We start from the raw sequence: 22,710 nt of genomic DNA, 5'->3' as shown, positions 1-22,710 counted from the left end.
ATAGTCAGTCTGACCAATCTATTGCAGCGTCAGCACCGAACAACTACGCAAGACACTGCACAACGAGCGACCAAGTTACGGGAGGGGCGTTGTGAAGCGAGCCTTTAGCGGTACAAGCATGCCTGAAACCATCGGCACCGATCAGGATCTGGTCGTCGCAGAGTTCACCTTGGGCAACGAGGACAGGCCGGCAGACGAGGCACGGACACAGCCGTCTTTTCCGATGACCGCCGCTCAGCGCGGCATCTGGTACGCCCACCAGTTCGATTCCGAGGTTCCGCTGTCGGTCTCGGCCTATGTCGAACTGCGCGGGCCCGTCGATCTCGACGTCCTGGCCGACGCCGTGCACAAGACCGCCCGAGACACCGAGTCCGCGCTGCTGCGCGTGATCGAGACCGACGACGAGCCGGTACTGACCGTCGATCGTGACCGAGAGGTCGAACTCGGTTACGTCGACCTCCGAGACGATCCCGACCCCCATGCCGCAGCTCTGCACTGGATGAAGACCCACCGACTCAAACCGGTGGATCTGGTGACTGACCACCTGCTCGAGACCTACGTACTCCGGCTCGCCGACGAGCACGTGATCTGGTACTGCTGGGGCCATCACCTGGCCTTCGACGGCTACGGGGCCATGTTCATGCTCACCGCCGTCGCCGCGCACTACGGTGCGATCGTCGAAGGACGCGACTACACACCCCCAACGTCCGCGTCGATGCTGCACATCTCCGAGATGGACCGCGAGTACCGCGCCTCGGAGCGGTTCGAAACCGACCGCCAGTACTGGAAAGACCAGCTCGACAACATCGACCCCGATGTCGCGGCGACCGCGCGGGCATCCCTCACCCGCAGCGAGGTGCTGCGCCGTGGCGCCGAGACCGACGACCTGACCGCCGCCCTCACCGCGACCATCGCCTCTTCTGAGCTCAGCGAGGAACTCGCGGCAGACCTGCGTGCCGCGGCCAAGGCCTGTGGTGTGCGGCCGGCCTCGGCGATCACTGCCATTGTCGCTCTGTACCTTTCCGGACTGACCGGCCGGAATGAGACCGTCATCAGTCTCCCCGTGGCCGCTCGCACCTCGGACATGCTGCGGGTGAGCGCAGGGATGACGTCCAACGTCCTGCCCATCGAGGTCCCCACCGATCCGTCCATGACGATCCGTGAGCTCTTCACCCAGGCGAACCTGCACATCAAGCACGGCCTCAAACACCAGCGCTTCCGCCACGAGGACATCAACCGGGAACTCCTCGGCGACACCGGCACCGAGCGGGACTTCTACGGGCCGATGGTCAACGTGATGCTGTTCTTCAGCCATATCGACTTCGGATCGGTCAGCGGTGAGGTACACCTGCTGTCCACCGGACCTGTCGAAGATCTGTCGTTCAACGTCTACGAGAACTTCGGCAACCAACACATCATGCTCGACCTCGAGGCGAATCCCAATCGGTACTCGCGCGACGAGGTCCACGATCACCATCGCCGGATCGAGGCTCTGCTCACCGACATCGTCCGCGGCGACCTCGACCGCAAAATCGCGCAGGTCGGCACCGTACCGGCCGATGAGCGCAGGCAGGTCCTGCACGTCTGGAACGACACCTACCGGGAGTTGCCGGCGCAGACGCTGACCGAACTACTGGATGCGGCAGCCGAACAACACGCCCACCGCCCCGCCCTGCAAGCGGCCGAGACCGCAGCACATCCGCTCACCTACGCGGACCTCGCGCGGCATACGAACCGTCTCGCGCGGCGACTCATCGCACAGGGTGCAGGGCCGGAATCGGTGGTAGCAGTGATGTTGCCCCGAAGCGTCGAACAAGTGGTCGCGATCCATGCGGTCGTCAAGACCGGTGCCGCGTATCTGCCGATCAACCCAGACGACCCAGCGGACCGCATCGACCACATCCTTGACACTGCCGTTCCGTCCATCGTGCTGGTCGCCGCCGATCAGCAGGCTCCCGAGACCACCGCGACCGTTCTCGACGTCGGTCTCGACGACACCTCGGACATCGACCACCGGGCGATCACCGACGCCGACCGCCGCGCACCCTTGCGACCGGAGCACCCCGCGTACGTGATCTTCACCTCGGGTTCGACCGGTAAACCCAAGGGCGTCACCGTCAGTCATCGAGCGATCACAAACCGGCTGCAGTGGATGCAGCACGAGTATCACATCGACCAGAACGACCGTGTCATCCAAAAGACCCCGGCCACCTTCGACGTATCGGTGTGGGAGTTCTTCTGGCCTCTGGTGGCGGGTGCGCATCTCATCGTGCCCACCCCTGACGGACATCGGGATCCGTGGTACTTGCGCGATGTCATGTCGGCACATGCCGTGACGGTCGCTCACTTCGTTCCGTCGATGCTCGCGGCCTTCGTCTCCGCGTTCGAGTCCGATCCGCAGACCGCAGACGGTCGCGATGGGCTCGACAACCTGCGGCTGGTCTTCACCAGTGGCGAGGCCCTCGCCACGGCGACTGCCGTGCGGTTCCGCCGCGTCAGCAATGCTCCGGTCAACAACCTCTACGGTCCCACCGAAGCCGCCGTCGACGTCACCTTCGAGAACGACAGTGCCTCGAGCACCGGGGCGTCCGTGCCGATCGGTCGCCCCGTGTGGAACACCGCGGTGTATGTACTCGACCAGCAGCTTCGCCCCCAGCCTGTCGGCGCAGTGGGCGAACTGTACCTGGCCGGAACGCAACTGGCCCGTGGATACGTCGGACGCCCGGACCTGACGGCCGATCGGTTCGTGGCCGATCCCCATCAGCCGGGTCGACGGATGTACCGCACCGGCGACCTCGTCCGGTGGCGTGCGGACGGCACCCTCGACTACATCGGGCGCAGCGACTTCCAGGTGAAGATCCGTGGTCAACGCATCGAACTCGGCGAGGTCCAGGCCGCGCTGACCTCCGCTGGTGGCGTCGGCGAGGCAGTGGTGGTCGTCCGCGTGGATCCGGGCTCAGGCGATCCCATGCTCGTGGGGTACATCACCCCGTCGGGCGGGACATCACCCGACACCGGTGACATCCGCCGTGCGCTCCGGAAGACATTGCCCGAGTTCATGATCCCGTCGGCCATCGTGGAACTCGACCAGATCCCAACCACATCGAACGGCAAGCTCGACAGCCGAGCGTTGCCGGAGCCCGTGTTCACCCCGGCCGAGGACACGACCGTCGCCCCTCGCGACGATCTCGAACTCGCTCTGTGCCAATTGTTCTCAGGCATACTCGGGCGAGAGACCGTCAGCGCCGAGGCGTCGTTCTTTGATCTCGGGGGCAATTCGTTGCTTGCCACCAAGATCGTCGCCCGGTTGACCGCGCTGGCCGGCCGGCGCATCGGTATCAAGACCTTGTTCGCGGCACCCACCCCTTCGAATCTGGCCGAGGCGTTGCGCGACATGGGTGTCGACGAGTCGCTGATCCGGCCCGATCGAGCCGTCACCACGATCAAGGCGGTCACCACCGATCACACCCGGATCCCACTGTCGGCGGCTCAGCAGCGGGTGTGGTTCATCAACCGGTCAGATCCGGAATCCGGGGCCTACAACATCCCGTTCCGCCTGACGCTTCGTGGCACGCTCGACCACGACGCACTGGCGCAGGCACTGGTCGATGTCGCCGAACGTCAGCAGGTGTTGCGGACGGTCTTCCCGCTTGATGACGACGGACCGTTCCAGCGCGTTCTGCCGGTGAACGAGGTGGGTCTTGACCTCGCCGAGACCGACGTCAGCAGATCGGACGTCGAACGCGTGAGCCGTGACCTGGCCGGCGGAGGCTTCGACCTCGGCCAGCAGATCCCGATCCGTGCGCGGCTGCTGCGCATCTCCGACACCGAACACGTGCTGGTCGTCGTCCTGCACCACATCGCGGCCGACGGCCTCTCACTTGCCCCGCTCGCGGGCGACCTGTCGATCGCCTACTCCGCCCGCTCGGCCGGTCACCAGCCAAACTGGCAGCCGCTACCCGTGCAATACAGCGACTTCAGCATCTGGCAGGCCGAGCAGCTGGCCGATGACAGCAGCCCCGATTCCATTGCGGCGCAACTACGTTACTGGTCGCTCACGCTCGCCGACATGCCGGCGCAGACCGACCTCCCGACAGACCGGCCGCGGCCGGCGAACCCCACGATGCGCGCCGGTGGTCACACCGTCGAACTCGATGCCGACGTGCACCGCGGACTGCTCGCTGCCGCACAGGCGCCAGGTGAGCAGACACTGTTCACCGTTGTCCACGCATTGATCGCGACGTTGCTGCGTCGGATGGCCAACGACGACGACGTCGCGGTGGGCACGCCGGTGGGTGGCCGCGGCGACGACGCACTCGACCAACTGGTCGGCATGTTCGTCAACACCGTCGTACTGCGCGCATCGATCAGCAAGTCGGACAGCTTCGGCGATCTCGTATCGCGCCTGCAGGCCATCACGGTCGATGCGTTGGCACACGCCGACGCCCCGTTCGAACAAGTGGTGCAGGCCGTCAATCCCGACCGTTCGAATCCAGCACATCCGCTGTTCCAGGTGAGTATTGCTCTCAACGAGAACACCGACATCTCTCTCGAACTGCCGGGTCTCACCGTGTCGGCCGCACCGATCAGCGCCGGGGTCATCAAGTTCGACCTCCAGTTCACCGTCACCGAGCAATACACGGCGGACGGCAATCCGGCCGGCCTCGATGTCGAGATCGATTACGCCGCAGAGTTGTTCGACCACGCGACGATCCGCACACTGGGCAAGCGACTGCAGCAGGTCGCCCGCGGTGTGATCACCGACCCCACCCGGCCGATCGGCGACATCAACATCCTCGGCCGTGCGGAGGAGATGGCGCTGGTGCCGGCCACCGGTCCCACCCCCCGCCGCGCGCGGGTGCTACCTGACATCCTCGCCGAGGCGGTCGCGGTCAACCCCGACGCGGTCGCGGTCCGCGAAGTCGGCCGCGAACTCACCTACGTCGAACTCGACACCCGCTCGGACGCCCTCGCGCACCTCCTCATCGCGGAAGGCATCGGCCCGGAGGACTTCGTGGCCATCGCCGTCCCGCGTTCGCTCGAATGGATCATCGCGCTGTGGGCCACCGCCAAGACAGGCGCTGCCTGGGTGCCGGTTGACCCGCGGTATCCGGCCGAACGCATCGACCACATCCTGGCTGATTCGGGCGCGAAACTGTGCCTCACCGTGCGGAACTCGCCGGTGGCGCCCCCGGGAACCCCGGCTATCGCAGTCGACCACCCCGAACTGCTCGAGCAATTGCGCGCAGCCCCGGACAACCCGGTCCGGTCCCACCACCGGGTCGGCCCACTGACACTGGACAACCCCGCGTACCTCATCTACACCTCGGGAACCACCGGCGTGCCGAAGGGTGTGGTGGTCAGCCATCACGGCCTGGTCGACTTCACATCCGAGCAGGTGCAGCGATTCGGCGTCGAGACCGACAGCGTCACACTACATTTCGCATCACCGAGCTTCGACGCGTCGGTCCTCGAGGTACTCATGGCAGTTGGTGGAGCCGCGACCATGGTGATCGCTCCGCCACACGTTCTCGGCGGCAACGAACTCCAGGAAGTCCTGGCCGAACAGTCGGTCACCCACGCGTTCGTCACGCCGTCGGTGCTCGCCACCATGGAATCGGAGGCCCTGCCTGCTCTGTCCACGGTGATCGTCGGCGGCGAGCATCCCAACCCCGAGGTCATCTCGCGGTGGGCCCGTGGTCGTCGGCTGTTCAACGCCTATGGCCCCACCGAAGCCACGGTGGCCGCCACCATCTCCGACCCGATCGCGCCCGATGAGACCCTGAGCATCGGCGGGCCGGTACGGGGTATGGATCTGCTGGTCCTGGACGAGCGGCTTCAGCCGGTACCGACCGGCGCCGTTGGCGAGTTGTACCTCGCCGGCGGACACCTGGCGCGCGGATACCACCGACGGGTACGGCGCACGTCGGAATCGTTCCTGGCCAACCCATTCGGACGCGACGGTGACCGCATGTACCGCACCGGCGACCTCGTGCGCTGGACATCGGCCGGTGAACTGGAGTTCCTCGGGCGTGCCGACAGCCAGGTCAAGGTGCGTGGCTTCCGGATCGAGCTCGGTGAGATCGATGCCGCCCTCATTCGTGACGACCTGGTGGCCGAGGCCGTCACGGTCGCCCGGCCGGGCCGCGACGGCACCACGGAATTGGTGTCGTACGTCAGCCCGGTGACCGCCCACACCTTGCAGGCCGATTCGCTGCGAGAACGGTTGTCAGCTCAACTCCCAGGTCATATGGTGCCGCGTTCCATCATGGTGATCGATCGCCTGCCGGTGACCCCCAGCGGGAAGATCGACTACCGGGCGCTTCCCGAACCGTCGCGTTCCGCGGACAGCCCGACAGACAACGGCGGTGGACCGCGCGGCCTCCGCGAGCAGCAGATCGCCGCCATCTTCGCGCAGGTGACCGGCCGCGATGCCGCCACCATCGGCCGCAGCGAGGACTTCTTCGAGATGGGCGGCAACTCGCTGATGGCCACTCAGGTGGTAGCGCGTCTCGAGGTCATGCTGGGACGCCGCGTCCCGGTCCGTACCCTCTTCGACAACCCCACCATCGCGCGCCTCGCCCGGGCCTGTGCAGCAGAGCCCGGCGACGACGCGGCCGCACCTCTGCCCGAACTGGTGGCCCGTGAACGCCCGGTGTTCGGGCGTGACTCCGTTCCGGCGCTCGCCGCCTCACGACTCTGGTTCCTCAACCGACTCGAACCCGAATCCGGCGCATACAACATCGCCTTCGCCGTCACCTTGCGTGGCGCCCTGAATGTGCCGGCGCTCGAACTCGCACTCTCCGACGTGGTCGCCCGCCATGAACCACTGCGCACCATCTATCCCGAGGACGACGGCCGGCCACAGGTCGAGGTGCTCGAAGCCCCGCGGTTCGAATTACCGGTCGTTGAATCAGCCGGCGATCAGTTGGCCGAGCGGCAAACAGCATTGGGCGTCGAAGGATTCGATCTGCGCACCTCGCCGCCGATCAGGGCCGAACTCGTCCGCACGGATGTCGACACCCACGTGCTGACGATGGTGATCCACCACATCGCCGCCGATGGCTGGTCGTTGCGTCCCCTCGCAACCGATCTCGCCGTCGCATACGAAGCGCGGTGCGCGGGACGAACACCCGACCTGGCCCCGCTGCCCGTTCGTTTCCGTGATTTCGCCGAGTGGCAGCGGGCTGCACTCGGGGACGACCAGGATCCGAGCAGCCGGATCAGCGATTTGCTGACCTGGTGGCGCGACACCCTGTCGGGGGTGAGCCGGGAGTCGATTCTCGCTCACACCGAGACTGGCGAACACGGCAGTGGAACGGTCGACTTCGAGATCGCCCCTGAGGTCTTGGACGGACTGTCCAGCGTCGCCCGTTCGCGTGACGCGAGCCTGTTCATGGTGATGCACAGCGCGTTTGCCGCGCTACTCCACCGCCTGAGCACCCACTCCGACGTCCACCTCGAGGGCGCCGATTCCGATGTGGTGATCGGTAGCCCGGTCGCCGGACGCGACCACCCCGATCTCGCCGACCTGGTCGGCATGTTCGTGAACACCGTTGTGCTGCGCACGCCGGTGACGTCCGGTGCGCAGTTCACCGAGCTCATCGACCGCGTTCGCGACGCCGACATCGACGCGTTCTCGCACGCCGACGTTCCCTATGACCAACTGGCCACCGCGGTCGCGGACGACCGCCGCCAGCAGGATCCCCTCGTCCGGGTCGCCCTGGCGTTCGCCGACGAATCCGGTCCTGCCCTCCAGCTCGGGGAGCTGCTCGCCGACGTGACCGAGATCGACACCGCGGGAACGCGTTTCGATCTGGAGCTCCGGGTCACCGGGCACATGATGCGGCTGACCTACGCGCGGGACAAATATCCCGCAGCCGTCATCGAAGCCATGGCGCAGCGCTTCGTCCGCGTCCTCGAGAGCGTCGTCGCAGACCCCGAGATCACCATCGGCGACCTCGACGTGCTGACCGAAAACGAGTGGCCCGAGAATGTCTTGGCGGGAACAGACGAGGCGGGCGATGCATGGTCGGACCAGCAGACCCTGTTGCCCGATCTGCTCGCCGATGCCGTGAGCCGCAACCCGGACGCCCCGGCGCTCGTCTTCGACGCGGGCCAGTGGCCGGCCTCGGAAGCCGGTCCGCGCACGCTGACCGACGACGGTCGCCAGGTGCTCACCTACCGGGAACTCGACGAGTGGTCGAACCGTTGGGCCCGTTACCTTCTCAGCCTGGAGATCGGACCTGAGGACATCGTCCCCATCGCCCTGCAGCGGGGAGCCACCTCGGTGGCCGCGATGTGGGCGATCACCAAGACCGGCGCAGCTTTCTTGCCGGTGGACCCGGGTTATCCAGCTGAACGCATCGAACACATGGTGACCGACAGCAAAGCCGTCGTGGGCCTGACCGATCAGGCGACCGCGCATGATCTACCCGTCGGTGTCCGGTGGATCAGCCTGGACGGCCAGCTCGGTGCAGCCGTGGACACCATGAGTGGTCGTCGACTCACCCGTCACCGGTGGGCCCAGCCGGACAACATCGCGTACGTGATCTACACGTCGGGCTCCACGGGAGTGCCCAAGGGCGTGGCGGTCACCCACCGCGGTCTGGCACCGCTGGCGGCCGAACAACGTGAGCGGTACGGAGTCGACAGCGATTCGCGCACCCTGCATTTCGCGTCCCCGAGCTTCGATGCATCGATGCTCGAACTGCTGCTGGCCGTCTCGGCCGGTGCCACCATGGTCATCGCCCCACGAATCTATGGCGGGTCCGAACTCGAGCAGTTCCTGCGGTCGCAGCGCATCACCCACGCGTTCATCACACCCGCGGCCCTCGCCACCGTTCCGAGCGCAGATCTGCCCGATCTCCGCACGCTGGCTGTGGGCGGCGAGGCATGCGGTCCCGACCTCATCCGTACCTGGGCCCCGGGACGCACGTTCCTCAATGCGTACGGTCCCACCGAGACCACTGTCGTGTCCGTGATGGCCACGATCAACGGCGACGACGATCGGCCGTTGCCGAGCGGACCCATCCCGATCGGCACGCCCGTACGTGGTGAGGGCGCAGTGGTTCTCGATGCCGCCCTGCGGCCGGTACCGGCGGGTGTACCCGGCGAGCTGTATCTCAGCGGGGCGGGTCTCGCACGTGGATACGTCCGGCGTGCGGGTCTGACTGCCACGCGGTTCGTCGCGAACCCCTACGGTGAACCGGGCGGATTGCTCTACCGCACAGGCGATGTGGTGACGGTGAACCCAGACGGCGTGATCACCTACCTCTCACGCAGTGACAACCAGGTCAAGCTCCGCGGGTTCCGGATCGAGCTCGGTGAGATCAACACGGCACTCACCGCACGACCCGACATCCGCTTCGCGGTGACGGTGGTGCGCGGTCGCGGGGAGGGTGCCACGCTGGCGAGTTATGTCGTCCCCGTCGACGGCGATGTGGATCTCGACGACGTGAGGCGCCACCTGCAGGCCCGATTGCCGCGCCATCAGGTGCCTGCTTCGATCACACCGATCGACTCGATCCCGTTGACCCCCAACGGCAAACTGAACAGCGCTGCCCTCCCCGAACCTGTGGTCGGCGGGACCGACACCGATCGCCGCCCCGTGACGGGCGATGCCCAGGAGGCCCTTGCCACGTTGTTCGCCGAGGTGCTCGGCATACCCGCCGACCAGATCGGGGCAGACGACGACTTCTTCGAACTCGGCGGTACCTCGCTGACCGCCACCCAGTTGATCAGCCGGATCAACCGGGCATTGGGTACCGAACTGCCCGTGAGGGTTGTCTTCGATCATCCGAGGGTCTCCGACCTCGCCGGGTTCGCCGCAACCGGAGACGTGGCTGCGGACCGAGGTGAGCGAGCGACGCTGAGCCACCGCGACCACGCCACGTCCGCACCGCTGTCACTGGCGCAGCGGCGCCTGTGGTTCCTCTCCCGCACCGATCCGGAGTCGGCGGCGTACAACGTGCCTTTCGCGGTGGAGTTCCACGGTGAACTGTCCGTCGACGCACTGCATTCGGCCTTGATCGACCTGGTCGAGCGGCACGAGAGTCTGCGGACGCTGTTCCCCGAGGTCGATGGGGAGGCCACCCAGGTGCCCGAGCCCGACGCCGCGAAGGTGATCGGTCACCGATTACTGGTGGAGAATCACGACACCGCTGACCTGGAAAGCCTGGTCTTGACCACCGCTGCACAGGGTTTCGACCTGTCGAACCAGCCGCCCATCCGCGTCCGGTTGCTGCGTACCGGGCCCCTGAGCCACACGCTGGTGGTGGTGCTGCACCACATCGCCGCGGACGGATGGTCGTTGCCGACGCTGCTCGGTGATCTGATGCTCGCCTACCGGGCGCGCAGCGGGGGTGAGGCACCGCAGTTCGACCCGTTGCCTGTCAGCTACATCGACCACACCCTGTGGCAACACACCACCGTGGGTTCACCCGACGATCCCGGCAGCGCCGCGGCCCGGCAGATCGATTACTGGCGGGGTGTACTCGCCGATGCCCCGGTCGATTCCACGATCCCTTCGCAGGCAGAGACAACCGCAGACCTCGATGCTGCCGCCGCGCACAGTGGCGGACACACGGTGCTGACCATCGACGATGATCTGCGCGGCGCCATCGCGGAACTCGCACGCCGAGAAGGTGTCAGCCCGTTCATGCTGATGCACGCCGCGCTCGCGGTTCTGATGTACCGCATGGGTTCGGGGTCCGATGTGCTGATCGGCACCCCCGTGGCCGGCCGGTTCGAGCCCGAATTGCAAAGAGTCGTGGGCATGTTCGTGAACACCCTCGCACTGCGGAGCACGCTGGATCCCGCGGCGTCGTTCACCGAGCTGTTGTCGTCGATCCGCGAGAGCGACCTCGAAGCACTCGCGCACGTCGACGTACCGTTCGACGATGTCGTCAGCGCCGTCAACCCTCAGCGGGTACCCGGACGTCATCCCCTCTTCCAGGTCGCCCTGTCGGTTCACGACTGGTCCGAGACCGGCCTCGGCGGAAACCTCGATGCCGGCGCCGGACTCCTGGCCCAGGTCACCGAGGTCGACACGGAGTCGGTGAAGTTCGACCTGCAGTTCACCGTCACCGGCATCAACCCCGGCGCCGAAGGTCAGGCGCGGATCAAGATGACCTACGCACGGGCTCGCTACGACCAGCGGACCGCCGAGGCCATCTCGGCGCGGTTGATCCGTGTTCTCCGGGCGGTCACCGACTCACCGACGATGCCCGTCGGCGACACGCCGGTCACCGATTTCGTCGAGGAGGCCACCCTGGCCCCTGTGCGCGGTCTGCCCGCCCCGAGGCCCAGGTCACTGGTGGAGCTGTTCACCGCGGCGGTCAACGACAATCCGGACGGCACCGCGCTGATCGACGCTCACACGAGTGTGAGCTACCGGCAGGTCGACACCCGATCGAACAAACTGGCCAGGCTGTTGCTGCGGCGTGGACTCGGTCCGGATTCGTTGGTGGCCATGGCGATTCCGCGGTCGGTGGACGCAATCATCGCGACCATTGCCATCAGCAAGACCGGTGCGGCATTTCTGCCGGTTGATCCCACGTACCCGGCAGGCCGCATCGAGCACATGCTCGCCGACAGCCGGGTGCGCGTGGGTATCACCATCGAGCAGTACGCACAGTCGATGCCACCTGCAGTGGACTGGTTCGTTCTCGACGACTCCGCCGTGCAGGGGGCAACCGTCTCGATGTCTGCACTGCCCCTCACCCCGGCCGAGGTCGGGCACGGTACGCGGCACGATCAACTGGCGTACATCATCTACACCTCCGGTTCCACCGGCAGGCCCAAGGGTGTGATGGTGCCCCATCGAGGTCTGGCGGCCGTGCACGACGAGCTGAAGGCGAAGATGTCGCCCGAATCGGCCTCGCGGGTGCTGCATTTCGCATCGCCGAGTTTCGACGCGTCGATCCTCGAGATGTTGCTGGCCATCTCAGGGCGCTCCGCGTTGGTGATCAGCCCGACCGATGTCTTCGGTGGCGATCAGCTCGCCGACTTCCTCGAGCTCAGCGCGGTCACCCACGCCTTCATCACCCCCGCGGCACTGGCCAGTCTGGATCACCGGCGGGTCCGCGGACTGCGCACCATCGCGGTGGGTGGCGAGGCATTCGGCAGCGATCTAGTCCGCCGGTGGTCCGTTGACCGGTTGATGCTGAATGTGTACGGCCCCACCGAGACCACCATCATCACCACCAGCAGTGAACCGATGGCCCCTGACGCCCCGATCACGATCGGGGCGCCCAACCGCGGCGTCCGGGCGCTTGTGCTCGACTCCCGCCTGCACCCCACTCCCGTCGGGGTGGCCGGTGAGCTCTACCTCATCGGGGATCAGGTGACCCGTGGCTATTTCGGGCGCCCCGACCTCACATCGGCCCGCTTCATCGCCAATCCGACCGGTGTCGGTGGTGAGCGGATGTACCGCACCGGTGACGTGGTGCGTTGGACGGCAACCCGCACGCTGCAGTACGTCGGCCGCAGTGACGATCAGGTTCAGGTGCGCGGGTTCCGCATCGAGCTCGGTGAGATCGACGCCGTGTTGTCCGGCCTCGAGCAGGTACGGCATTCGGTGACCATCGTGGACACCGGTGAGGAAGCGGGCCATTCCGCACGGCTGCTCAGTTATGTGGTGGCCCATGACGGTGCGGACATCGACACCGCCGCTCTCCGCGACAAGCTGGCCCACAAGTTGCCTCGTCACATGGTGCCGTCGGCGATCACGGTCATCGACTCGATGCCCCTGACACCGGTGGGCAAGCTCGACAAGAACGCGCTTCCCAAGCCGGAATTCTCGTCGGAACCCGGACGCGAACCGGCCCCGGGAACGGAAACCATTGTGGCGCAGGCCTTCGCCAAGGCCCTCGACGTCGAATCAGTCAGCGCTGTCGACGGGTTCTTCGATCTCGGCGGCAACTCGCTCCTGGCCACCAAGGTGATCGCGACGCTCCGCGACGAGGCCGGTATCGCGGTTCCGGTCGGCTGGATGTTCAGCGACTCGTCCCCGGAGGAGCTCGCGGCACGGATCGACGAGCAGGGCGTTGACAGCGATCAGGCTGACACCGGGTCCGCGCCGGGTGTCGATCCGGCGCTGGCTCCGCTGATCGGCCTGCGGGCGCAGGGAACCCGGGCTCCGCTCTTCGCGGTGCACCCGGCGCTCGGTGTCGCGTGGAGCTACACCGCACTGCTGCCGCATCTCGATTCCGACCGGCCGCTCTACGGGCTACAGAACCCGGCGTTGTCGGGCGGTCCCCGACTCCGGTCGGTGCCCGACCTCGCCGCGTACTACCTGCAGCAGGTCCGGGCCGTGCAACCCGAGGGTCCGTATCACCTGATCGGCTGGTCCCTGGGCGGTTCCATCGCACATGAGATGGCGGTGCAACTACGGGAGCAAGGCCACCAGGTCGAGACACTGATGCTGCTCGATTCGTATGTGATCCCCGGCCGTCCCGAGCTCGATGTGACACCGTCGGTCGGAGAGTTGCTGACGGAGTTCGGCTTCGGCGACGGTGAGCTGACCGGTGATGTGGGCGGCGACATCGGCATCGACGAGGCGACCGAGATCATCCGCGCCTCCGAGGGCCCGTTGGCGCATCTGTCGGTATCGGATCTCGAGTCGTTGTACGACGCCTACGTCGCTGCCACTGCGGTGGCCCGCGAGTGGACGCCGCGGGTGTACGACGGCGCAGCCATGTTCGTCACCGCGGCCGAAGACCCACCGCCGGGACGGCCCGCTGTCGACGATTGGCGTCACCACGTCGCCGGGGACATCGGGCACACCGTCGCCTACTGCCGGCACAGCCAGCTACTCGACGGTGATCACGTCCATCCGGTCGCCGAGGCACTCGGCGATCACCTTGCAACACTTGATGAAGGGACCAATGATGATCAATCCATTCGATGACGAGCGGGGCACCTTCCGCGTGCTGGTCAATCACGAGGGGCAGCATTCGCTGTGGCCCGATTTCGCGCCCGTCCCGGGCGGGTGGACCTCGCAGCACGGGCCGTCCGGACGCGAGGACTGCCTGCAGTTCGTCGAGCAGAACTGGCGCGACATCGCGCCGGCGAGCTTGAAGCGAACAATGCCTGAACGCAAGGCCGTCGCGGCTTCGGCTCGCGACGGCGAGTGGTGGATCAATGGGTGAGGAGACGCAGACGCACCTCGACCACCCGGTGAACGAGGGGCCCGACGGTGAGGCGCCCGACAACACGGTGGGTGACGGGTCCGAGTTCGCCATCGAGGTGTCGGGCCTGTTCAAGACATTCGGGAGCCGCTTCGGCCGCGGCGCATCCCATCAGGCACTCGGCGGGGTGGACCTGAAGGTGCGCCGAGGAACCGTGCACGCGCTGCTCGGTCCCAACGGCGCGGGCAAGACCACCACCGTGCGCATCATCTCCACCCTGCTCAAGCCGGACGCAGGCTCGGCGCACGTACTCGGCATCGACGCACTCGCGCATCCGGCACAGGTGCGCCGCAGCATCGGCGTATCCGGTCAGTACGCGGCCGTCGACGGCAACCTCACCGGCTGGGAGAACCTCCGGATGGTCGCGCGTCTCTACGGGATGTCCAAACGTGCAGCCGGCGCCCGTGCCGATGAATTGATCAACGATTTCCGCCTCGAGTCAGCGCGCGACCGTCCGGCGCGCACCTACTCCGGTGGCATGCGTCGCCGTCTCGACCTGGCCGGCGCCCTGATCGCGCAGCCCGGTGTGGTGATCCTGGACGAGCCGACCACCGGACTCGACCCCCGCGGCCGACGCGAGATGTGGGCTCTGATCAATCAGCTCGTGCGCGGCGGCACCACGGTGCTCCTGACGACCCAGTACCTGGAGGAAGCCGACGCACTGGCCGACACCATCACCGTCATCGATCACGGCGAAGTGGTTGCGATGGGCTCGGCCGCCGAGCTGAAGGCCGCGAGCCAGTCGACGTTGCTGACCGTGGAGGTCGGGCTCGACATCGACCGGGATCTGGTGCACCGCGTCTTGTCCCAGCACGGGTCTTCGGAACCGCACGGAACCGCGCACTCCACCGAGTGGCAGGTTGCCGTGAGCGACGGAACTGCCAGCGCCGCAACGATCATCCAGGCCCTGTCCGAGGCCGGTGTCGCGGTGCACGATTTCTCGGTGGAAGCACCGACGCTCGACGACGTGTTCCTTTCCCTCACGTCCAATCCCACGCCCGATCCCGAGGAGAACGCCGCATGACCGCGACCACCGAGGCCCGATCCGCCAGGACCGGCGCACCGCGTGCCGCCTCCTCGAAATCCACACCGACGATGTCCGGTGGCGGACTCTTCTCCGACAGCTCGGTGATGGCCGGACGCAACCTGCTCACCATCCGCCGCGTTCCGACCCTGCTGGTCTCCGCGACCGTTCAGCCGTTCATGTTCGTGTTCCTCTTCGCGTACGTCTTCGGTGCAACGCTGGGCGGGGCGTCCTATCGCGAGTTCTTGATGGCCGGCATCTTCACGCAGACAGTCGTTTTCAACTCCGCCTTCACCACCGTCGGACTGGCAGGCGATCTGCAATCGGGCCTGGTCGATCGGCTCCGGACCCTGCCCATGTGGTCGTTGGCGGTGGTCCTCGGCCGAACGCTCTCCGATCTGGTGGTCAGCATCGTCAGTGTTGCCGTGATGGCCATCACCGGACTGGTCATCGGTTGGCGTATCCGCGGTAGCTTCGCTGATGCCCTGCTCGCGCTCGGTCTGATCCTTCTGCTGGCCTTCGCCATGTCGTGGGTGGGCGCCTTCACCGGATTGATGGCCCGCAACGTCGAGGTGGCGCAGAGCGTCGGCTTCGTGTGGATGTTCCCGGCGACGTTCTTGTCGAGTGCGTTCATCTCGGCTCAGAGCCTGCCCGGACCACTCAAGGCGATCGCCGAATGGAACCCGATCACCGCGGTGGCCACGGCGGCTCGTGATCTGCTCGGCAACTCCGCGCCCCCGGACTTCCCGCAGGCCACCGGCTGGGTGGCTGACCATGCCGTCGGATACTCACTGATCACCTCGCTGGCAATCCTGCTGGTGTTCGTCCCGCTGTCGCTGTGGCGCTACCGGACCGTCGCCAGCCGCTGAGGTGAACGACTGTCAGTAGTCGGCCTCCGCGGCCAGGATCTCCGCCAGGAAAGCGTCCGGCCCTGGCTCATCGAGCCGGCGGCGCGCGAATGCTCGCACCCGGTCCCTGGTTTCGCGTGTCTCCTCGACGGGGACCCCGACCGTGACCGACGTCGACGACCAGTCGTGGGACCACGCCTGGTCGTCGTTCATCGGCTCACCGTCGGTGTCCACCAGCGGGACACTCGCGCGGCCGTCTGATCCCAGGACCGCCGAGCCGCTGACACCGCCGGCGCGCACCGACACATCGATGCCCGCCGGGTCGGCGCCCGGTACCACTGCCGCCGCGATGATCACGGCGACAGCCGGATCGGCTCGCACGTACCAGTCGACGGTGTCTTCGGCGGAATCGAAGGTTTCCGCAGGCACACCACCCCAGCGAATCGTGTCGGTGCCGGCGGCAATCGCATCGGTTCGGGGCGCCGAACCACTTCCCGCTGCCAGGGCGTAGTCATCCTGACGTCCCGATGGCGGTGTAGCGAGGGCGTCCATGTGCGCAGTGAGTGCCGAGAGCTCAGCCCACTCGGACCGGTGAACCGGATCGTCGATCCCCACCTCCTCCACCAGGTCCACGCATCGACGCACCATCTCGACCACACGTGGATCGCCCCAACGCACATGTTCGGTGAGCGCTGCGGCGTGTTGCGAGAGCAGTTCGGCGACACCAGAATCGATGGTGTCATCGGTGAAGAAGACCTCCGCGGCAGAGGTGAGAATCGCGATCTCCGCGTCGAGCAGAGGCCGGTCGAGAGCGGTGATGCCATCGCCGACACCGGCGGGCCACCATCTGCGCAGCCAATGTCCCAAGGCGAGTCGTCGGGGGATCTCGACGGCCTCTGTATCCATGTCGATGCCGTCGAGTTCGATCGCCACCGCGGAATCGGTCGGGCCGTCGGTGACCGCCACGACCACGACATGGCCGCGTTCACCGACCACTCGCCACAGCCAGTCGGCTCGCGATGCGTCGGTGAACTCGATCTGCGGCGCGCTCTGCTCGTCGAGCGTCCAGGACATCACCGCGCCGCTCACCTCGAGCACCGTCACCAGCGGTAGTGCACGCTCCACATTGCCAGTGGTCCACAGCCCCGACTCGACTCCGATTCTCATGACACGACCCTCACCCGGCCACCTCGATCTCGGACCCGCTCACGTTCGCCAGCATGGCCTTGATCCGCTGCCGCTGGTCCAGACTCGCCGACCGGGCGACCCCATCGAGCAGTGATCGAATGTCCTCGACATCGTCGCAGGACTCCTGCCAGACATCACGCCCGTGCAGCCGTGCCCACAGCCGGCCGAGATACGGGCGGCGAAACGCGCGTAGGTCGTCGACGACCCTCTGCTGACGCGGATGAACGGGGGCGCCGGCGGCAAGGCAGCGGCGAGCGTGCAACACGTAGGCCTCCTTGCGCAGCCGGGCCTGGATCAGCGCTGCCAATCCGTGTCGGGCGCTGTGTCTTTCGTCCAGCGGCATCAACTCCACAGCCACCTCGATGCCGGCAACTAGAGTTGCCTGGATGTCCTCTGCCAGCAGACCCCAGGGAGAACACGCCCGGTCCACCTCCTCGGCACACAACAGCGGGATGTCGGGGAGTTCGTCGCGGTCGAGCGCTCGACGCAGTGTGGCGCGGACACGGTCCACCACGGCCCGGTCGAGCGGCCGCTCCCCGGAGGACCTCTCCGTCAGATGCGGACGTCGTTGCGGCTCAGTAGATGTCAGACCGAGGTCCACCAACCGCCAGGGCAACGCCGCAGGATCGACCCGAGCGCCCGCCCCTAGATTGAAGGGCGTGTCGTCGGCGACCAAGGCCGTCCACACCCGTTGCCGTGCCGCCCGCGCCCGATGGTCGCCCGTCTCCGCCAGTACGGTGCTCAGTCCCGACAGGAATGGCCCGGTGATCGCCCCACCGGGACGCACGTCGCGCCAGCTCCTCTCCAGTTGTCGAGTGAGGGTCAAGATGGTCTGGGACACAGCCAGATGCTTGTCCAGAGCTGCGGTCGCGGTACGGTCCCGATCCGAGTGAACGTCACGTAGGACGGAATCGGCGACAGCTTCCACGTCCCCCGTTGCCGCGCCGCGGGTGACGGCCAGCTCGTACGAGACCGGGAAATAGAGTTCCTGCGCGTTGCCGGTGGTGATGCGCAGCCGCCTGCGACTCTTCTTGAGCACCTCGAACCACTGTGCGGTGCGGAGCAATTGATCGCCGTGCGCGATGATCACGTCATGTAGGTCGCGCGCCACGTCGGGGGCGAGGATCGCTGCCGAGAACTGAGGATTCACACGAAGCCGCAGCACCAGCGGATCGAGAATACGCTTCACGGTCCGGCGCAGCGGGCCACCGTCGCTGCCGCTGAGCACCTCCACACCGGGACCGAGCCGGCGCCAGGCCTCGTCGATGACCGCCCGACGTGGACGGGCGAGGGCGACCTCCGTCGCCACGTCGTACCCGGTAGTCACCAGGTGATGCTAGACGAGGCACTGTGCGCTCGACCAGAGCCGCGTGGCGCGAGAAGTTGGGTTCGGTAGCCGGCACCTGCAGTGACCCTTGATCCATGAAACAAGCACCCCACCCCCAGTTCGGTTCGACCTCGACTCCTGCGGTGGCGACCTTGGCGTCGTGGACGACGGTCGCGCTGATCGCGACCGTCGCATTCCTCCTGCCGAGCGCCGCATTGGTCTCGGTCGGGGCCGTTGCCCTCGCCGGCGCGGCTCTGGTGTCGTTCGGCGAGATGCGGCCGTCGTCCCGCATGAGCCTTTGTTCCGACGACGAACCGAAGCCCGCGCCTCTGGACGAACCGGGTATCGGCATGGCCACAGTCCATGCCGTCGAGGACATGCCGCCGGTCGGCGACAGCGCTTGGGTTGACGACAGGGCCGCGGTTGGCCACAGGGCCGCGGCACCCACGATCATCGTCGACGTCGAAACCGTGTCCGGACAGCACTTTCGGGGCCAACTGAATCACCACGGATTCGACGCCGAGGGCTCACGAGCCACCCTGTGGCCGGGTGTGGTGCTCGCCGTCCGGTTCGACCCCGCACGACCGTCCGAAGTCAGACTGGCCGACGACATGACCGCAGCGCGAGCGGCTTTCGACACCATGCTCATCCGTAAGGGATTGACCACGGCGGACAAACTCGACCTCATCCGGCGGGGCGTCAGGTCGCATGCGGTGGTGACGGCCATGCAGCCGACCGGCCGGGTGTGCGAGGACTACCGTGAGGTCGAACTCGACGTGATCGTGAACCGGCCCGAAGGTGGCCAGTTCCCCGCACACGAGGTTACGTTCATTCCGGCCAGCTCGGTGACGAACGTCGAACCGGGCAGCATCATCGACACCTACTACCGCTCCTCTGATTCCTCCCGTGTCGCGGTCTGTGTCCCACGAAGCTGAGCCGGCACAGCACCGATCTCACGTTCCCGATCAGGCACTGAGAAGGTGACCAGGGACGCCCAGAACACCGGGTGCGCAGTGACATCCCCCGATCGCCAGCGTCTCATCTGCGCGCGCTGCCACCGACCGAGTACCACCACCGGGTCATCGCTCTCGTGGGCGCTGTCCACGGCTGTGATCAACTCCCCCATGGGGTCGATGGCGGTATCGCCTTCGGCGAGGCTTCGATACCCGGCCGTTGTCGGCAACGACCACAACGTCGCCGTCACCAGTTCCGACCCGGCCAGGATCATGGCCGCGACCAAACCGTTCGGCTCGTCGAACCGGTGATCGGTGCCGGATGCGCACGCCACCAAGGCCACTCGCGGGGGCATCGGCCAGCGCTCGGTGTCGGCGAGGAGGTCGGCGGCCGTCCACGGTCGATGGCTGCCCACTGCATCCGCCAGCCCGGGATGCAGAGCTGTACACGACAGGTGCAACGCCGACCGCTCGGCGTAGCCCACCTCGCTCGCGGCCGCACTGGCATGACCGACGAACAGCAGCCTGCTCGGCTTGTCATGCAACACAACCGACAACCAGTTCCGGTCCGTGTCGCGGCGCCTGAACAACTCGACCGTGTCCGAAACCGGCGGATACACGGCATGGCTCGTCAGTGCTCCGGCGAAGTGTTCCGCCACCATGCTGTCCGGCGACGGTCTGCCCAACACCGAACCCAGAGGCGAGGAAGGTGTCTGCCCGGGCACGCGGGGATCGAGGATGAGAACCGGAGGTGAGGTGCGGCGCTCCTCCCAGCGCGCCGGGCGTCTCGGAGCGTGGACGATGTTCGCCGGGGGCGACATCACGAGATCCACCAGTTCCATCAGCCGGTAACCCTCGGTGTACGCGGTGAGATCGCCTGCCTCCCAGGGCAGTCGCGCGAGTACCTCTCCGGTGGCCAACACGGCCCCGGCCTTGGCGCGCACCAACTGGTCGGCGGTCGGATACACCGATGGCAACGCGAGCAGGGCGAACGGGATCTGTGCCAGCCGCGCCGTGGGAGTGAGATGCAGAACGGGGCGAATGGCCGCCACACATTCGAGCAAAAGAGACCATGCCTGTTGCGAGAGCAACAGCAGCCCGAGATGGTACGACGCACGCAACTCGGTCGACGGATCGGCAAACGGGCCCGACAGGAGTGACCGCTGAAGGGCATCCACCATCGTCTCGCCGTCGCGCGGCGAGGGCAGTGCATCGGCCACCTGCTCGATCGCGGCCACCACAAACGGCTCCTCCACCACCCAGGTGACGGTGCGTGCGGGCTCGCCCACCACCCGCAGACTGGCGTATGTCGCAACTCCCACGTCGGCAAACCGCAGGACCAATCTTGTTGGTGGCGCGCTGGTCATCTCCACGTGGGCCACATCGGCTCGTCACTCGTGACCTCGCGTCCGTAGCGTTCGGCGGCCAGCCGTCGATACTCTGCCAGGATCGCGCCGCCACCGCGGTCCATCTGCAGCGGGGGCAACGGACCCAGCCGGGTCAGACCGCCGGTGACCGCGGTGGTCGTGGCCCCGGCAGCCACCGCGCGGTTCTCGTCGATGTCGGCAACGGAGTGCACCGGGGTGGCCCCCGTCGCAGTCAGTGCCCACTCACTGCCGACAGCATCGGACACACTCGGGTCGAGGCCGAATGTTCCCCGTGCACTGACGTATTCGATCATCTCGGCGACCAATGAGGTGTTGTCCCATTCCCACGCCACAGCGAAGGCGCCGGCCATCACCGGGGCCGAGACCGACCGGGCCCAGCGCGAACGAGCCTCGGCGTCGGGCATCGAATGCCGCACACTGTCGACGGCAAGCGCCGCGGGTATCTTCAGCGCGGCGGCCCGTTCGAATTTGGGCTGGGCCGAGAGATGGCCGGCCGTCCCGTCGGTCGCCGTGGTGATGCCCTCCGACATCGCAACCCGCGCCTCCACCGAACTCCAGTCGGCGAGCGGATCACCGATGCCGTCGAAACCCATGTCGGCGAGGGCTTCTGCTCGCCAGATCGATCCGGTCAGGTCATCGAGGCGGGCGTGATGCAGCCAAGTCGCTTGGGGGGTCGCGTCCAGGAGCATCCGGGCCTGCCCGACCATTTCCCGGGCGCGATCGAATTGTCCACAAAACACCGGTATCCAACTGCGCTGCATCAAAATCCGGTGACGATGCAGGGGTATACCCAGTTCGTCCCAGTGCCGCTGCGCCTGTTCCCAGCAGTGGTCGGCTGCCTGCAGTTCGCCCGCGGCCATCCGGGTGAGTCCCAGGTACAACCAGCATCTGGAGACGTCATCCGCGACCGCATACGTGGCCAACACCGGGTACGCAGCCTGGGCCAGGCGTTCGGTGTCCGCATGGTCGGACCGAGCCCAGGCGAGAGCCGCGCGTTCGAGTTCGCTCCGCGCCGATGCCAGCGGCCAGTCGCGTTGCGACGCAAGCGCACCTGCACGACGAAGCTGCGAGCCGGCCTCGTCGAGCCGGCCGGTCAGCACACAGAATCTGCCGTAGCCGATCCCAGCGTCCACCTGAAGCCGGTCGACATCTACCGGGCCCGGACCGCTCCAGGCATCGGAGGGCGAGGGCGGGCCGGGTTCCGACACGCTCCGCCTCAAGGTGTGCAACTCTTCGAGGCCGAGTTCCCAAAGGGGCGCTGCGGCCATGTGCTCGTCGACATCACCGAGCGCGATCGCGGTGAGGATGCGTGCATGTGTGACATGAAATCGTTGGTCGGGGTCCGAATCGGGGTCGCCCACTGCGTTGCCGCTCAGATGCGCAAGCCGCCGCGCCGCTTCGTCGTGGTCACCGCGAGCTGATGCCAAGCCGATGTCGAGGACATCCGCGTGCCCGGTGTACCGGTGGACCATCCGGGTGATGTCGTCGGATGACATGGTCACCTGCGCCTCGGCTTCGGGCATCTTCCCGGCGAGGATCTCCGAATAGACACCGACGCAATCGCGAATCCTGCGGATACACTCGACGACCCCGTCGTGAGCGCTGCGAGTCAGGTAAATCGCGCCGAGCTGGGCGAACACCTCGAGCATCAGATCGTCTCGGTCGAGCTGTTCGATCTTCGGCATCAGCGACAACAACAGATCGCGGGCCGCGGCGTGGTCGTCGGCGCAGGCGAGGTCACGCGCGCGCTCGAGATCACCGGCCACCGACATGGCTGCATCATATTGATC

9 protein-coding genes are annotated in these 22,710 nt (G+C 66.7%); 5 read left to right on the top strand and 4 right to left on the bottom strand.

Going from position 1 to position 22,710, the window contains the following annotated elements:
• Positions 1-118 precede the first annotated feature (118 nt).
• From CSW57_RS17880 to CSW57_RS17865, 4 genes are all read left to right on the top strand, one after another.
• Entirely contained in the window at positions 119-13,912 is a 13,794-nt protein-coding gene (locus CSW57_RS17880) for a non-ribosomal peptide synthetase (protein ID WP_099383969.1), read from the top strand.
• Entirely contained in the window at positions 13,893-14,153 is a 261-nt protein-coding gene (locus tag CSW57_RS17875; protein ID WP_099383968.1) for an MbtH family protein, read from the top strand. The genes CSW57_RS17880 and CSW57_RS17875 overlap by 20 nt, the downstream gene beginning before the upstream one ends.
• Positions 14,146-15,216 carry an ATP-binding cassette domain-containing protein gene (locus CSW57_RS17870; protein ID WP_099383967.1) on the top strand — a complete coding sequence of 357 codons (1,071 nt, stop codon included), beginning with the start codon at positions 14,146-14,148 and terminating at the stop codon, positions 15,214-15,216. The genes CSW57_RS17875 and CSW57_RS17870 overlap by 8 nt, the downstream gene beginning before the upstream one ends.
• Before the next feature lie 71 nt (positions 15,217-15,287).
• Positions 15,288-16,085: an ABC transporter permease gene (locus tag CSW57_RS17865; RefSeq protein WP_030164726.1), complete on the top strand. Its 798-nt coding sequence runs from the start codon at positions 15,288-15,290 to the stop codon at positions 16,083-16,085.
• A gap of 12 nt (positions 16,086-16,097) precedes the next feature.
• On the opposite strand, the gene CSW57_RS17860 is transcribed toward CSW57_RS17865, so the two are convergent.
• Complete coding sequence (locus tag CSW57_RS17860) at positions 16,098-17,231, bottom strand: hypothetical protein (RefSeq protein ID WP_099383966.1); 1,134 nt, start codon at positions 17,229-17,231, stop codon at positions 16,098-16,100.
• A 10-nt stretch (positions 17,232-17,241) separates the two neighbouring features.
• A complete protein-coding gene (locus tag CSW57_RS17855; RefSeq protein ID WP_099383965.1) occupies positions 17,242-18,579 on the bottom strand; it encodes a hypothetical protein in 1,338 nt (445 codons plus the stop codon).
• Positions 18,580-18,674: 95 nt separating this feature from the next.
• On the opposite strand from CSW57_RS17855, the gene CSW57_RS17850 reads away from it, so the two are divergent.
• Positions 18,675-19,514 carry a hypothetical protein gene (locus tag CSW57_RS17850; protein ID WP_099383964.1) on the top strand — a complete coding sequence of 280 codons (840 nt, stop codon included), beginning with the start codon at positions 18,675-18,677 and terminating at the stop codon, positions 19,512-19,514.
• On the opposite strand, the gene CSW57_RS17845 is transcribed toward CSW57_RS17850, so the two are convergent.
• On the bottom strand, positions 19,463-20,899 hold the full coding sequence (locus CSW57_RS17845; RefSeq protein ID WP_099384581.1) for a CHAT domain-containing protein: 1,437 nt from the start codon (positions 20,897-20,899) through the stop codon (positions 19,463-19,465). The genes CSW57_RS17850 and CSW57_RS17845 overlap by 52 nt on opposite strands.
• Positions 20,896-22,692: a hypothetical protein gene (locus CSW57_RS17840; protein WP_099384580.1), complete on the bottom strand. Its 1,797-nt coding sequence runs from the start codon at positions 22,690-22,692 to the stop codon at positions 20,896-20,898. The genes CSW57_RS17845 and CSW57_RS17840 overlap by 4 nt, the downstream gene beginning before the upstream one ends.
• Between the last annotated feature and the right edge of the window lie 18 nt (positions 22,693-22,710).

The sequence above is a fragment of the Williamsia muralis genome, assembly GCF_002735905.1.
Lineage (GTDB): Bacteria > Actinomycetota > Actinomycetes > Mycobacteriales > Mycobacteriaceae > Williamsia > Williamsia muralis_A.
The sequence above is the reverse complement of the archived record's forward strand: the minus strand, read 5'-3'. Positions and strand labels throughout refer to the sequence as shown.